This window comes from Stenotrophomonas sp. YJH_SMC_25, from assembly GCF_059369595.1.
Genome location: NZ_JCAFSV010000018.1, coordinates 43,342 through 57,495, shown reverse-complemented (window position 1 = coordinate 57,495; position 14,154 = coordinate 43,342). Strand labels below are relative to the sequence as shown.

Below are 14,154 nucleotides of genomic sequence, written 5' to 3'. Positions count from 1 at the left end.
CCGACCAGGACCTGTCGAGACCCCCATGCCTGTGGTTGCCAGCCGGAGAGGACTCCGGCGCCCACAACGAAGGCCACCGCGCTGATGGCCGCACCGATGCTCGATACCTACCGTGAGGTGGTGACGCCGGAGGGTGTGCTGCTTCAGTTGCCGGTAGCCGGACCGCTGCCGCGGGCCATGGCCTGGCTGGTCGATCTTGGCGTGCGCATCGCGGTACTGGTGCTGATGGCGATTCCGCTGGCGGTGCTGGACGAATTCGGCTCCGGCCTCAACCTGGTGCTGATGTTCCTGGTCTACTGGGTCTACCCGATCGTGTGCGAGGCGCTGTGGGGCCGTACCCTGGGCAAGCGCGCGCTGGGCCTGCGCGTGCTGTCCCGCGATGGCGCGCCCGTGGGCTGGATGGCGGCGATCACCCGCAACCTGCTGCGCACGGTGGACATGCTGCCGTTCGGCTATGCACTGGGCCTGGTCAGCAGCCTGTTCGATCCGCACGGCCGCCGCCTCGGCGACCTGGTGGCCGGCACCGTGGTGGTGCACGCGCCTGTGCTGTACCTGCCGCCGCCACCTACCATCGACAGCGTGCTGGCCCCGCCGCAGCCACTGCGGCCGGAGGAACAGGCCGCGCTGATGGCCTTCGCCGAGCGCGCGCCACGGCTGTCGGCGGCCCGCCAGCAGGAGCTGGCCGGCATTGCCGAGCCCCTGACCGGCACCCACGGCCAGGTCGCCGTGCTGCGCCTGTACGCCATGGCCAACTGGCTGCTGGGGCGGCGATGAAACAGGAACAGTTCGTCGCCCGCTACCAGCAGGAATGGCAGGAGCTGGAACAGTGGCTGCTGCTGCGTGCCGGCGCCTCGCGCCGCGCGCGCCGCAAGGCCAGCGGCCTGGCACTGGACGATACCGCCGTCCCGCAGCGCTACCGGCGCCTGTGCCAGCAGCTGGCGCTGGCCCGCGAGCGCGGTTACAGCCCGCAGCTGGTCCAGCGCCTGCAGCAGCTTATGCAGCAGGGCCACAGTGTGCTGTACCGCACACGGCCGACGCGCTGGCGCGCCGCGCTGGAATTCCTCGTGGCCGACTTCCCGCTGCTCGTGCGCAGCCAGGCACGCAGCATGTGGGTGGCGCTGGCGATGTTCGCGCTGCCGGCAATCGCCTGCTTCGTGCTTGTACAGGTCTACCCGGACCTGATCCACACGTTGATGGACAACCGCCAGATCGCCGCGATGGAGCGCATGTACGACCCTGCCGCCGAACGACTGGGCCGCGACAGCGGTACCGACTGGATGATGTTCGGCCACTACATCCTCAACAACATCAGCATTGCCCTGCGCACCTTCGCCAGCGGCCTGCTGGCCGGGCTGGGTACGCTGCTGGTGCTGCTGTTCAACGGCGTCACCATCGGCGCGGTGGCCGGCCACCTGCAGCACATCGGACACGGTGGACCATTCTGGCGCTTCGTGGCCGGCCATGGCGCGTTCGAGCTGACCGCGATCGTGATCGCCGGCGGTGCCGGCCTGCAGCTGGGCATGAAGCTGCTGGCACCGGGCCGGCGCAGCCGCCTGGACGCGCTGGTCGACGGTGGCCGCATCGGTGCGCGGCTGTGCCTGGGCGTGGCGTTCATGCTGCTGGTCGCAGCCTTCATCGAAGCGTTCTGGTCGTCGATCGCTGAAGTCCCCGCATGGACCAAGTTCGGCGTCGCCGGAGTGCTCTGGGCCGGCGTGCTGCTGTGGCTGTGGCGTGGCGGGCGTGGAGGCGGCCATGCGCATTGACCGTCTGGACGTGGTGCTGCGTGCACGCAGCGGCTGGGAAGCTATGGAGCTGGGCAGTGCCCTCGCCCGCCGCCATGCGCGCGCCGTGTGGGGCAGCTGGCTGCTGGCCAGTGCTCCGTTGTTCGTGATCTTCAACGCGCTGGGATGGTGGCTGGATGCCTTCGGCTGGGCCTGGCTGGCGATGTGGTGGTGCAAGCCACTGTTCGAGCGTGCGCCGCTGTATGTGCTGTCGCGCGGCATCTTCGGCGAACCGGTCAGCACACTTTCGGCCCTGCGTGCGCAGCGTCACTGGGGCAACACTGGTTCCTGGGGCTACCTGGGCTGGCGTCGCTTCAGCGTGCTGCGCAGCCTGTGCCTGCCGGTGAACCTGCTGGAAGGCAACGCACCGGGCCAGCGCGGTCCACGCCGCCGTGCGGTGGCTGCCGGCGCCGCAGGTGCGGCGACAGTGCTGACCGTGACCTGCATGGCGTTCGAAGCGGTGCTGGTATCTGGTGCCATCGGTGCAGTGTTCATGTTCATGCCACTGGACCTGATGTCCGAATCCTGGCGTGCGGCCTGGGACATGATCGGCAAGGACACGCCGGCATGGGCACGCTTCGGTTTCAATCTGGCCTGCTGGCTGGCGTCGGCGCTGATCGGCCCGTTCTTCGTCGGTGCGGGCTTTGGCCTGTACTTGAACCGGCGTACGCAGATGGAAGCCTGGGACGTCGAAATCGCCCTGCGCCGCCTGCGCGATCGCCTGCTGCCGGCGGCATCGACGCTGGCGCTGCTGCTGTGCCTGGCACTGCCACTGGTCTCCGCCCCGGTGCATGCGCAGGACGCAGATGCCGAGCCCGGGCGCGCAATGGGCAAGCCCAACGCCAGTGACATCGCCGCCGAAGACGACGACGATGAACCGACCATCGACCCGGCCAACACGCCGGCCACCATCTTCGGTGGCACGCCGGTGGACACCGCCGGTTTCCGTCAAGCGGTTAACCGCGCCTATGAGGACCCGCTGCAGCGCCCGACCCGCGAGGTCACCCGCTGGAAGCCGATCGAGCAGGCCGAGGAAAAGAAGAAGGAAGACAAGCAGCTGCAGCGTGACACCAACAGCAAAGGTGAACGCAAAGCGCGCAGGGACGGCATCGCCTGGCTGGCACGGCTGGCCGAATGGGGCCTGTGGGGCCTGCTCGGCATCCTGCTGCTGGTGCTGCTGCTGACCGCGCGGCTGTGGCTGCCATGGCTGCGTGGCAGTGGCCGGCGCAAGGCCGACGCTGCACCGGAGGTGCTGGAGGAACAGGTGGAGTTGCCGGTGGTGCTGCCGCCGGACGTGGCCACCCAGGCTGGCCTGCTCTGGGACCAGGGCCGGCCGCGGCAGGCGCTGGCCCTGCTGTACCGCGCCAGTGTGCGCACGGTGGGCGAGCGCAGCGGTATCGCGCTTCCACCCGGGGCTACCGAAGCGCAATGCCTGCGCGCGTCGCGACGCATGCCCGAGGCCAGCGACCGTGACCTGTTCGCGCGCATCGTGCGCATGTGGCAGTACGCCGCCTACGGTGGCCGCCTGCCCAGCCGCGCCGATTTCGATGCATTGGCCGATACCCTGCGCCAGCAGTACGGGTGGCAGGCATGAGTCCGCGCCTGTTCTGGTCGCTGCTGCTCGGTGCATTGGTGCTGTTCGGTGTACCGCTGACCATCCTCTACCTGCGCACGCACGAACGGGTGACCGAGACGATCCGGCTGCCGCCACAGGGCGAGGCCGCCTACAACCCGCTGTACGTACTCGGCCAGGCGCTGCGCGCCGATGGCATTGACGTGCACTCGCGGCCGCGGCTGGAACTGCAGCAGATGGCACTGGGGCCGAACGATACGGTGGTGCTGCTGCAGGACAGCAGCGAACTGCCGCCGCCCGTTGCCAGCACGCTGCTGGACTGGGTCGACGGTGGCGGCCACCTGCTGGTACGTACACCGCCGCCGGCCGAGGACGATGCCGGCAGCACGCAGGGCCCCTTGCTGGACCGGCTGGGCGTGGACAGCCTGTTCCAGCGCAGCGACTGCCAGCCATTCCATGTCGACGACGATCCTGGCCACGTCGAATTCTGCGGTGGCCGCCGCTTCACCCTGGGTTTTGCCGCCAGTGCGCAGGCCGAACGTCGCTGGGGCACGGATCGCGACCTGGTGTTCGCGCGCCTGCGCCATGGCCAGGGCAAGGTGAGCGTGCTGGCCGACATTGAGTTCATGCGCAGCGAGGTGGACTCACCGGCGGCGCGCCTGGCCTCCGCAGGGGGCAAGGCCAGCGACGGCCTGCACGACGCGTCGCATCGCGACCTGACCCGCTACCTGCTCGATCCGAACTACGGCAAGGGTGCGGTCTGGCTGGTCTATGCCAGCCGCCCGCCGTCGCTGTGGTCGCGCATGTTCTATCAGGGCTGGCCGCTGTGGGCACCGTTGCTGCTGGCCCTGCTGGGTTGGCTGTGGGGCCGCTCGCAGCGCTTCGGCAGCCTGCTGCCGTCGCCGGTTCTGGAACGCCGTTCGCTGCTGGAGCACGTGCGCGCCAGTGGTGAACTGCTGCTGCGTTTCGGCCACGGCGCGCGCCTGTACGAGGCCGTACTCGCCCTGTTCCTGCACCGCCTGCGCCTGCGCGCACCGATTGCCGCCGCACTCGATGGCGCGCCGCGCGATCAGGCCATCGCCGAGCTGCTGAAGTGGCCGCAAGGCCGCGTTGCCAGCGCGCTCACGCCCCCTCCGCCGCACGATTCCTCCGCCCTGCGCGAGCGCATCCGCTTGCTGCTCCAGATGAGATCCCTGCTATGACCGAAGTCCCCGAGCTGCCGGCGGCCGCCAACGCCCGCCTGATCGAACGCGTCGATGCCATCCGCGATGCCGTCGGCCACGCCTTCATCGGCCAGGCTGATGTGCTGGACCAGATCCTGGTGGCCCTGCTGGCCGGTGGCCACGTGCTGATCGAGGGCGTGCCCGGGCTGGGCAAGACCCTGCTGGTGCGCGCGCTGGCCCAGGCACTTGAGCTGGACTACGGTCGCGTGCAGTTCACCCCCGACCTGATGCCCAGCGACGTCAGTGGCCACGCGGTGTACGACCCGAAGAGCGAGAGCTTCAAGATCCGTCGCGGCCCGGTGTTCACCAATCTGCTGCTGGCCGACGAGATCAACCGCGCACCGGCCAAGACCCAGTCGGCGCTGCTGGAAGTGATGCAGGAAGGCCAGGTGACCATCGAAGGCAAGGCCTTCACCCTGGCGCCGCCGTTCATGGCGCTGGCCACGCAGAACCCGCTGGAGCAGGAAGGCACCTACCCGCTGCCGGAAGCGCAGCTGGACCGCTTCCTGCTGAAGGTGCTGATCGACTACCCGCAGCTGGAGGACGAGAAGCGCATGGTGACCGCGATCACCAGCGGCCGCGCCGCCAGCGATTTCGACCTGAGCCAGGTGCCGCGCGTGCTCGGTGCCGGTGAGCTGCTGGAACTGCAGCGCGCCACGGCGGCGATCACCGTCGATGACGAAGTGATCGACTACGCGGTGCGGATTGTGGCGGCCACGAGGCAGTGGCCGGGTATCGCGGTCGGCGCTGGCCCGCGTGGCAGCATCGCGCTGGTACGTGCCTCGCGCGCGCAGGCGGTGTTGGCCGGCCGTGACTTCGTCACCCCCGACGACGTGCGCGACATCGCGCGCCCCGCGCTGCGCCATCGCATCGCGCTGGCACCGGAACTGCAGATCGAAGGCCAGGACGCCGACGACGTGCTGGGTGCACTGCTGGCCAAGGTGGAAGCACCGCGCCGATGAGGCCGGCCCCGCTGCTGCTGGCGCTGCTGCTGGCCTGGGCCGCCCTGGGTGGCCTGGTGCTGGGCGGCCTGCTGCCGCGCTGGAGCTGGGCGCTGGCCGCGGTGGCGATTGCCGTGCCAGCGTTGATGGATCTGTGGCGGCAGACGCGGCGTCCATCGCCGCAGATCCAGCGTGAGCTGCCCGAAGCGCTGGCACTGGGCGTGCGCCGCGAGGCCGCGCTGCGGCTGCAGGCGGACGCATCGATGACGGTGCAGGTGTTCGACCTGGTCCCCGGCGGCTGGCCGCTGGAGTCGCTGCCGCAGCGCGTGCGCCTGAAGGCCGGCAGCGCGTCCACCCTGCACTACCACCTGCAGCCGCTGCAGCGCGGGCGCTTCCGCTTCGACGGCGTGCATCTGCGCATGCGCTCGCCATGGCGCCTGTGGTGGCAGCAACGCACGCTGCCTCCCGTGCTGGACGTGCGGGTCTATCCGAACTTCGCACCGCTCACTCGCTTCGCCCTGTTCAGTGCCGACCAGGCCTCGCGGCTGGTCGGTGCACACGTGAAGCGCCGCCGCGGTGAAGGCACCGACTTCCACCAGATGCGCGAGTACCGCATCGGCGACAGTCTGCGCCAGCTGGACTGGAAGGCCACCGCGCGTGCGCGCAAGCTGGTCTCGCGCGAGTACCAGGACGAGAAGAACCAGCAGCTGCTGCTGATGCTCGACAGTGGCCGCCGCATGCTGGCCAGCGAGGGCGGGCTCTCGCACTTCGATCACGCATTGAACGCCTCGCTGGTGGTGGCCTACCTGGCGCTGCGCCAGGGCGATGCTGCCGGCCTGTTCGCCACCGGTGGCGAGCGCCGCTGGGTGGCACCGCAGCGCGGGATGGGCACCGTCGAGCACCTGCTGCGCGCCAGCTACGACCTGCAGCCGCGCGCGGTGGCCACCGACTACCTGGCCGCCGCCACCGAAGTGTCGCTGCGCCAGCGCCGGCGCGCGCTGGTGATGCTGGTCAGCAACGTGCGCGACGAAGACATCGAGGATCTGCTGGCGGCGGTGCGCCTGCTGCAGAAACGCCACCTGGTGTGCGTGGCCAGCCTGCGCGAGCGCGAACTGGATGCTGTCCTCGATGATGAGGTGCAGTCGCTGGAGGACGCGGCCCAGGCCGGCGCTGCGGCGCTGTATCTGCAGCAGCGCGCGAAAGCGCATGAAGCGCTGCGCAGCGAGAAGGTGATGGTGCTGGACGTGACCGCCGACGCCCTGCCCGGTGCACTGGTGGAGCGCTATCTGGCGGTGAAGCGCGAAGGGCTGCTCTGATACCAGGAACGGTTGCCGGCCCGCGGTCGGCACTACCGACACATCGCTCTGGTGGGTGCCAACCTTGGTTGGCACGAAACCCACAGCGCCGACCAGGGTCGGCATCCACCAACACCGGCTTCCGGCCAGCGGCCGGCACTACCCCCCCTGTAACAACCGGTGCATCGCCCTGGTGGGTGCCAACCTTGGTTGGCACGAAACCCAAAGCGCCGACCAGGGTCGGCACCTACCAACGGCGGTTGCCGGCCAGCGGCCGGCACTACCCCTGCAACAACCGGTGCATCGCTCTGGTGGGTGCCAACCTTGGTTGGCACGAAACCCACAGCGCCGACCAGGGTCGGCATCTACCAACGGCGGTTGCCTGCCAGCGGCCGGCATTACCCCTGCAACAACCGCCGCTGCAATCGCTCCACCGCGCGCTGCAGCAACACCCGGTTGCGGGCCAGCTTCATCCACTGCGGCAGGCGCGAGAACATGGATCGGTGATGGCCGCGGCTTTCCCGCAGTGTTGCGCTCGCGTACTCGTGCAGTGCCTGCAGATGCTCAGCGTTGTAGGCCCAGAGCAGGCCCGCGCGGGTCGGTTCAACCAGGCGCAGCGGCAATCCGAAGTGCGGATCGGCAGGCTCGGCATCACGCAACGGACGCACCGAGACCGAAACATCGGTACTGCGATCACATTGCGCGCATCGAGCAGCGAAGGACGCCGGTGCAGGAACGCCAGCGGGAACCCGACGACGCACGTGCAGCCACTGATGCCCACAGAATCCACAAGGTTGGCGGCCCAGCATGTAGACCGCACCGACCCAGTCACCACTGTCCAGTGCAGAACTGCAGCCGGTGCAGCGGAATCGCGCGGTCCACCGGTAGGGTTCCCAGCTGGCGACCACCCAGCCGGGGGTGTCGCAGCGATGGCAACGCACCGCGACGCGGTCCGCGAAGGCCTGCAGGCTGCGCCCGTCATCGAAGTGCCGGCCAGGCACGGGCGAAGAACGCCCATGCCGGCCAGGCCAACGCCGCACCGCCATCAGACGTAGATCCGCGTCGGCGCCTCGTCCACGATCGCATGCGGCACGAAGCGCGCACTGTCACGGGTGATCGCGCTGTCGTCTTCGCGGATGCCGATGCCGCAGGCGTGGTCACCCACCACCCAGCTGCCGATCAGCGGGTAGCCGCCTTCGAAGCGGGTGAGCGGATGGGCGCGCTGGATGATCGCCGGGCCATCGTAGGGACCGTCGCTGCGCTGGGTGCTGCCATCGGCCAAGTGCATCTCGATGTTGGCCCCTTCGCGTGAGAACAGCGGCTTGCGCACCCAGCCCGACGCCAGCGTGCTGCCGTCATCGAAATGCGCTTCCAGCAGGTTCGGATGGCCCACGTTGCGCTGCCACAGCAGCGGCAGGATGCCCTTGTTGCTCAACACCGCCTTCCACGCCGGCTCCAGCAGCTGCACGCCCGAGCCGGGCAGCGCGCGACCGAATTCCTCGGCCATCAGGTCTTCCAGCGGATACAGCTTGAACAGCGTGCCGATCACCGAATCGTCCAGCGCGGTGAAGCGGCCGTCCTCGGACAGGCCAATGTCCTCGATGGCGATGGCCTGGCCATGCAGGCCGGCCTGCGATGCACAGTCGCGCAGATAGTCGACGGTGCCGCGGTCTTCTTCGGAGCTGCCCACGGCACTGAAGTACAGCGGCGGCGGCAGCTGCGTGGCCAGTTCGCCGAAACGCTCGACCAGCGCTTCGTGAATCGCGTTGAACTGGTCGGCGTGCTGCGGCAGGCGACCGGCGTTGCGCTGGTCTTCCAGCCACTGCCATTGGAAGAAGCTGGCCTCGAACAGCGAGGTCGGCGTGTCGTAGTTCAGTTCGTACAGCTTGGCCGGGCCAGTACCGTCGTAGGCCAGGTCCAGGCGACCGTACAGATGCGGCTGGCGCTGGCGCCAGCTGTCGGCGATCCAGTCGCGGTAATGCGACGGAATCGCGAGCTGGTCCATCAAGCGTTCGCTGGCGATGACATCGCCGACCAGGTCCAGCGCCATCTGGTGCAGCTCGGCGCTGGGGTCTTCGATGTCCTGCTCGATCTGGCGCAGGGTGAACGCGTAGTACGCGCTTTCGTCCCAGTACGGCTGGCCGTCGATGGTGTGGAAGCGGAAACCTGCCTCTTCCGCGCGCGCCCGCCATTGGGCACGCTCGGCAATCCGGATGCGCTGCATGGGTCGATCAGCCGCCGTAGCTGCCGCTGCTGCTGCGACGCGCGCTGGTGTTGCCGAAGCCACCACGGCTGGCAGTGACCGCACGGTTCGGTTCGCTGGTGACCGGGGCCAGGCCGGCCTTGCCCGCGCCGATGCCGCTGGCGGTGTTCAGGCCACCAGTGCCACCCGGTGCCGGGCGCGCCCAACCCGCATTCTTGTCCTGGTAGGCCGGCGCCGATGCCGGTGCCTGCGGTGCCAGGCCTCCGCGGTTGCTCAGCATCTGCGACATGAAGAAGCCCATCATCATCGGGCCGATGAACGAGGTACCGGCCGAGGTGTGCTGCTGCACGCACTGCTCCGGCTTGTAATCCTTCTCGCAGGCTTCCCTGCTGGCGTACTTCGGCGCCGCATCGGCGGCCTGCTTCTGCGCTTCGGCGAAGGCATTGCGGCACGACGACGGATCGCCGGTGGCCTCGGTGCAGGCCTCGACCGACGTGTACAGGCCTTCCTGCACCTTCACCTCCGGCTCCTTCTGGCAGGCGGTGAACAGCAGCGGCGCGGCGCTCATCAGCAGCAGCGCGGTGGTGCGGGAACGTTTCATGGCCTCATGCCCTGTCGACGGATCAATGCCCCAATGATGCCAAATCCGGACCAGCAACCGGAATCGGCAAAGTCCGAAAGATGAACGGACTTTCATTTTCGTCGCTCCAATCAGGAATCGGGGGTCAGAGCCCGTCGCGCAGCAACGGGATCCGACCCCGTCAGATCGCAGGAAACTGTCGAAGGCGGGGTGGGTCCGGTTGCGGGGGCGTGAGCGCCATGGATGGCGCGACCGAGGCTACATGGACGTACTTGCGCCGTCCCCCGCAGCCGGACCCACCCCGCCATCCCACGGATAGCCCAGCTGTTGCTGTTGAGGTTGCCGGCCAGCGGCCGGCACTACCCCGGGTGCAGGGCGCAGCCCTGCCGCTCTCTCCCCGGTGGTTGCAGCAGCAACCGAAAAAATTGGCCATGATCGGCTGACCCCCACGTCGTACGGCCTGCCCGTTCCGCCAGCCATGCCCGAATACCGTTCCCGCACCTCCACCGCCGGCCGCAACATGGCCGGCGCCCGCGCCCTGTGGCGTGCCACCGGCATGAAGGACGGCGACTTCCACAAGCCGATCATCGCCATCGCCAACTCCTTCACCCAGTTCGTGCCCGGCCACGTGCACCTGAAGGACCTCGGCCAGCTGGTCGCGCGCGAGATCGAGCAGGTCGGCGGCGTCGCCAAGGAATTCAACACCATCGCCGTGGACGACGGCATCGCGATGGGCCACGACGGCATGCTGTATTCGCTGCCCAGCCGCGAGATCATCGCCGACGCCGTGGAGTACATGGTCAACGCGCATTGCGCCGACGCACTGGTGTGCATCAGCAACTGCGACAAGATCACCCCCGGCATGCTGATGGCCGCGCTGCGCCTGAACATCCCGGTGGTGTTCGTTTCCGGCGGGCCGATGGAAGCGGGCAAGACCAAGCTGTCCGAGCACAAGCTGGATCTGGTCGATGCGATGGTGGTGGCTGCCGATGACAGCGCTTCCGACGAGAAGGTGGCAGCGTTCGAACGCAGCGCCTGCCCCACCTGCGGCTCCTGCTCGGGCATGTTCACCGCCAACTCGATGAACTGCCTGACCGAAGCACTGGGCCTGTCACTGCCCGGCAACGGCACCACGCTGGCCACCCACGCCGACCGTGAGGCGCTGTTCCGCCGTGCCGGCCGCCTGATCGTCGAACTCTGCCATCGCTGGTATGGCGGCGAAGACCCGAGCGCGCTGCCGCGCGGCATCGCCACCCAGGCGGCGTTTGCCAATGCGATGACCCTCGACATCGCCATGGGCGGTTCCACCAACACCATCCTGCACCTGCTGGCCGCCGCGCAGGAAGCGGAGGTCGACTTCGACCTGACCCACATCGACGCGCTGTCGCGGCGCGTACCGCAGCTGTGCAAAGTGGCGCCGAATACGCCGAAGTACCACATCGAGGACGTGCATCGCGCCGGCGGTGTGTTCGGCATCCTCGGTGAGCTGGACCGCGCCGGCCTGCTCGAAACCACGGTGCCGACCGTGCACAGCGCCAGCCTGGCCGAAGCACTGGAACGCTGGGACGTGGTGCGCAGTGACAACGACACCCTGCACACGTTCTTCAAGGCTGGCCCGGCCGGCATCCCCACCCAGGAAGCCTTCAGCCAGGCCACGCGCTGGCCGACGCTGGACGTGGACCGCGCCGAGGGCTGCATCCGCTCGCTGCAGCATGCGTATTCGCTGGAAGGCGGGCTGGCCGTGCTGCGCGGCAACCTGGCCGTGGATGGCTGCGTGGTGAAGACCGCCGGCGTGGACGAATCGATCCACGTGTTCGAAGGTCCCGCGCGTGTCTATGAAAGCCAGGACGCCGCCGTGGCCGGCATCCTCGCCGACGAAGTGCAGCCGGGCGAGGTGGTGGTGATCCGCTACGAAGGCCCGAAGGGCGGCCCCGGCATGCAGGAAATGCTGTACCCGACCAGCTATCTGAAATCGAAGGGACTGGGCAAACAGTGCGCACTGCTCACCGATGGCCGCTTCTCCGGCGGCACCTCCGGCCTGTCGATCGGCCATGTCTCGCCGGAAGCCGCCAGCGGCGGTGTCATCGGCCTGGTGGAAGATGGCGACCGCATCCGCATCGACATTCCGGCCCGCCGCATCGACCTGCTGCTGGATGAGACCACGCTGGCCCAGCGCCGCGCCGACGCCGATGCGCGTGGTTGGAAGCCGCGCGCACCGCGCCCACGCAAGGTCACCAGCGCGCTGAAGGCCTACGCCCTGCTCGCCACCAGCGCCGACAAGGGCGCCGTACGCAACACCGCGCTTCTGGGCGATTGACCGCCATACGGTAATGCCGGCCGCTGGCCGGCATCTGGGAAAAGGGGACGGAGGGAATTAAGTCGTTTGTGCCTAAAACGACTTAATTCCCTCCGTCCCCTTTTTTCCGGCCAGCGGCCGGCACTACCGGTCAGCCGATCACGCGCTTGAACGGCGGCAGCGCGTCGATGATGCGCTTGCCGTAGCGGCGGGTCAGCAGCCGCGAATCGAGGATGATCACGCGGCCGGTGTCGGTGGAAGTGCGGATCAGGCGGCCTGCGAACTGGGTCAGCGTGCGCAACGCATGCGGAATGGCGATCAGGTTGAAGGCATTCAGCCCACGCCCCTCGAACCATTCGCTGAGGGTGGCGGTCTGCGGATCGGTCGGCACCGCGAATGGCACCTGGGTGATCACCACCGTGGTGCAGGCTTCACCGGGCAGGTCGAGGCCTTCGCCGAACGAGTTCAGTCCGAACAGCACCGAACCCTCGCCTGCGGCCACGCGGCGCAGGTGCTCGTCGATCAGGCGGGTCTTGGACATCTCGCCCTGAACCAGCACCTGCTTGCGGCGCGCGGCCGACATCAGCCCGGCCACCTTCTCCATCTTCCAGCGCGAGGTGAACAGCACCATCGAGCCTTTGGCCCAGTCCAGCTCGGTGTCGAGATAGCGCGCCACTTCGCGCGGATGGCCTTCGCGGTCGTCCGGAGTGACCGGGAATTTCGGCACGATCAGTTCGGCCTGGTTGGGCAGGTCGAACGGTGACGACAGCGAGACCATCTCGGCCTCTTCCGGAATGCCGTTGTCGATCGCCAGCGACTGGAAATCGCCGCCGCCGGTCAGCGTCGCCGAGGTCATCACCACCGAGTCCACTTCATCCCACAGCAGCTTGCGCAGCACGTGCGCGGCCGAAACCGGCGAGCCGTGCAGCACCAGGTCGCCGTCGCGGGTGGCGGTGACCCAGCGCGCCATCGGCGGCGCACCGTCCTTGTCTTCGCGACGCCAGGCCTGCCACAGGTTGTACTGCTGCTCGATCATTTCCAGCGCCATGCCCAGGTTGCGCTGCAGGCGCTCGCGCGCGGCATCGTCCGGCTTGCCCTTGGCCACCTGCGCGGTGGCGGCGTGCGCCCAGTTGTAGAGGCTGCGGGTATCGTCAGCCAACGCCTCGATCGGCTCGCGCCAGGCCTCGGGCAGTCGCCCATTGGCCGCGCGCCACATCGGCTCTTCGTCCGCCGGCGCCGGCATCCACACCCGCTCGATATGATCGCGGAACGCGCGCAGCTGCTTGGCCACGTTGCTGGCCACCTCGATCGCTTCGTTCGGCAGCAGGTTGCCAAGGCGATCCTTGTCGACCGCGCGGTAGGCGCCGGCGATCAGGATCTGCAGGCGGCCGGTACGCTTGGCCATCTCGTCCAGCGCCAGGCTGGCCGCGCCCTGGTCGATCGCCACGTTGCCGATGTGATGGCCTTCGTCCAGCACCAGCAGCATGTCCGACGGCGGTGCGATCAACGGCTGGCCGTTGTCGCTGTCGCCGATCGACAGCGCCGACAGCAGCAGCGCGTGATTGGTGACCACGATCTGCGCGTCACGCACGGTGTTGCGCGAACGCAGCACCGCGCACTGTGCCGAGTACGCACAACGGCGCCCGGCGCAACCCGAAGCCGGCGTGGTGATGCGGCTGCGCAGGCCGGGGCTGATGGTCTCCGGTGCGTTGTCGATATCGCCATCCCAGCTGCCACTGGTGAAGGCGTCGGTCAGGCGCTTGGCGATGTCCATTTCGATCGGCGCCAGCGGCCGGTCGAACAGCGGCGCGTCATCCTCGAACATGCCGCCCTGCGAGCCCTCGCCCTGCGCCTCGGCGGCATTGCGCGTGCACAGGTAGCGGGTACGGCCCTTGGCCAGCGCCACGGTCGCCTCCAGGCCGGTGGCTTTCAGGAAATTCGGGATATCGCGCTCGACCAGCTGCGACTGCAGCGCCACGGTGCCGGTGCTGATCACCAGCTTCTTCTTGCTGGCCAATGCGATCGGCACGCCTGCGGTGAGGTAGCCCAGGCTCTTGCCGACGCCGGTGGGCGCCTCGACCACGCCGACGCCACCGCTTTTCGACAGCGCACGCGACACCACGCCGATCATCTGGCTCTGCGAGCGACGGGTGGAAAAGCCGGGGGTATTGGCCTGCAGCGTCGTGTACGCCTTGCGGATCGCGTCCTTCAAGGTGTCATCGAGGGTGCGCGGAGCGGCGACGGTTTCGGTCACGCCGGGAA

At 68.5% G+C, this 14,154-nt stretch carries 11 protein-coding genes; 7 read left to right on the top strand and 4 right to left on the bottom strand.

All coding sequences use genetic code 11. The annotated features are described in order from the left end of the window. The first annotated feature begins 84 nt into the window (after nucleotides 1–84). From AC5P7E_RS19080 to AC5P7E_RS19055, 6 genes are read left to right on the top strand one after another with little or no spacing between them, the layout of a single operon-like run. Nucleotides 85–774 (top strand): RDD family protein, encoded by a 690-nt coding sequence (locus tag AC5P7E_RS19080; RefSeq protein ID WP_005414811.1) that lies wholly within the window; start codon nucleotides 85–87, stop codon nucleotides 772–774. After that, the gene (locus AC5P7E_RS19075) at nucleotides 771–1,763 is read left to right on the top strand and encodes a stage II sporulation protein M (RefSeq protein ID WP_005411532.1); all 993 of its coding nucleotides are present in this window, start codon (nucleotides 771–773) and stop codon (nucleotides 1,761–1,763) included. Before AC5P7E_RS19080 ends, AC5P7E_RS19075 begins: the two co-directional genes overlap by 4 nt. Further along, nucleotides 1,753–3,375 (top strand): DUF4129 domain-containing protein, encoded by a 1,623-nt coding sequence (locus tag AC5P7E_RS19070; protein ID WP_005411533.1) that lies wholly within the window; start codon nucleotides 1,753–1,755, stop codon nucleotides 3,373–3,375. The genes AC5P7E_RS19075 and AC5P7E_RS19070 overlap by 11 nt, the downstream gene beginning before the upstream one ends. Then, the gene (locus tag AC5P7E_RS19065; RefSeq protein WP_043035567.1) at nucleotides 3,372–4,556 is read left to right on the top strand and encodes a DUF4350 domain-containing protein; all 1,185 of its coding nucleotides are present in this window, start codon (nucleotides 3,372–3,374) and stop codon (nucleotides 4,554–4,556) included. Before AC5P7E_RS19070 ends, AC5P7E_RS19065 begins: the two co-directional genes overlap by 4 nt. Further along, nucleotides 4,553–5,539: an AAA family ATPase gene (locus tag AC5P7E_RS19060; RefSeq protein ID WP_005411535.1), complete on the top strand. Its 987-nt coding sequence runs from the start codon at nucleotides 4,553–4,555 to the stop codon at nucleotides 5,537–5,539. The genes AC5P7E_RS19065 and AC5P7E_RS19060 overlap by 4 nt, the downstream gene beginning before the upstream one ends. Then, nucleotides 5,536–6,834 carry a DUF58 domain-containing protein gene (locus tag AC5P7E_RS19055; protein ID WP_114619040.1) on the top strand — a complete coding sequence of 433 codons (1,299 nt, stop codon included), beginning with the start codon at nucleotides 5,536–5,538 and terminating at the stop codon, nucleotides 6,832–6,834. Before AC5P7E_RS19060 ends, AC5P7E_RS19055 begins: the two co-directional genes overlap by 4 nt. A 377-nt stretch (nucleotides 6,835–7,211) precedes the next feature. On the opposite strand, the gene AC5P7E_RS19050 is transcribed toward AC5P7E_RS19055, so the two are convergent. Genes AC5P7E_RS19050 through AC5P7E_RS19040 form a run of 3 tightly spaced genes read right to left on the bottom strand, consistent with a single transcriptional unit; the run spans nucleotide 7,212 to nucleotide 9,617 of the window. Continuing rightward, the gene (locus tag AC5P7E_RS19050; protein ID WP_111118377.1) at nucleotides 7,212–7,859 is read right to left on the bottom strand and encodes a hypothetical protein; all 648 of its coding nucleotides are present in this window, start codon (nucleotides 7,857–7,859) and stop codon (nucleotides 7,212–7,214) included. After that, a complete protein-coding gene (locus tag AC5P7E_RS19045; RefSeq protein ID WP_049397686.1) occupies nucleotides 7,859–9,037 on the bottom strand; it encodes a glutathionylspermidine synthase family protein in 1,179 nt (392 codons plus the stop codon). Before AC5P7E_RS19045 ends, AC5P7E_RS19050 begins: the two co-directional genes overlap by 1 nt. Nucleotides 9,038–9,044: 7 nt before the next feature. After that, nucleotides 9,045–9,617, bottom strand: a complete 573-nt coding sequence (locus AC5P7E_RS19040) for a DUF1190 domain-containing protein (protein ID WP_005411539.1) — start codon at nucleotides 9,615–9,617, stop codon at nucleotides 9,045–9,047. 457 nt (nucleotides 9,618–10,074) lie between these two features. Here AC5P7E_RS19040 and ilvD point away from each other — a divergent pair, with 457 nt between their 5' ends. After that, on the top strand, nucleotides 10,075–11,913 hold the full coding sequence (gene ilvD, locus AC5P7E_RS19035; RefSeq protein WP_076739706.1) for a dihydroxy-acid dehydratase: 1,839 nt from the start codon (nucleotides 10,075–10,077) through the stop codon (nucleotides 11,911–11,913). Between the two features lie 130 nt (nucleotides 11,914–12,043). Here the strand turns inward: ilvD and dinG are convergent, their stop codons facing one another. Continuing rightward, complete coding sequence (gene dinG / locus AC5P7E_RS19030) at nucleotides 12,044–14,146, bottom strand: ATP-dependent DNA helicase DinG (RefSeq protein ID WP_005411541.1); 2,103 nt, start codon at nucleotides 14,144–14,146, stop codon at nucleotides 12,044–12,046. Nucleotides 14,147–14,154 lie beyond the last annotated feature (8 nt).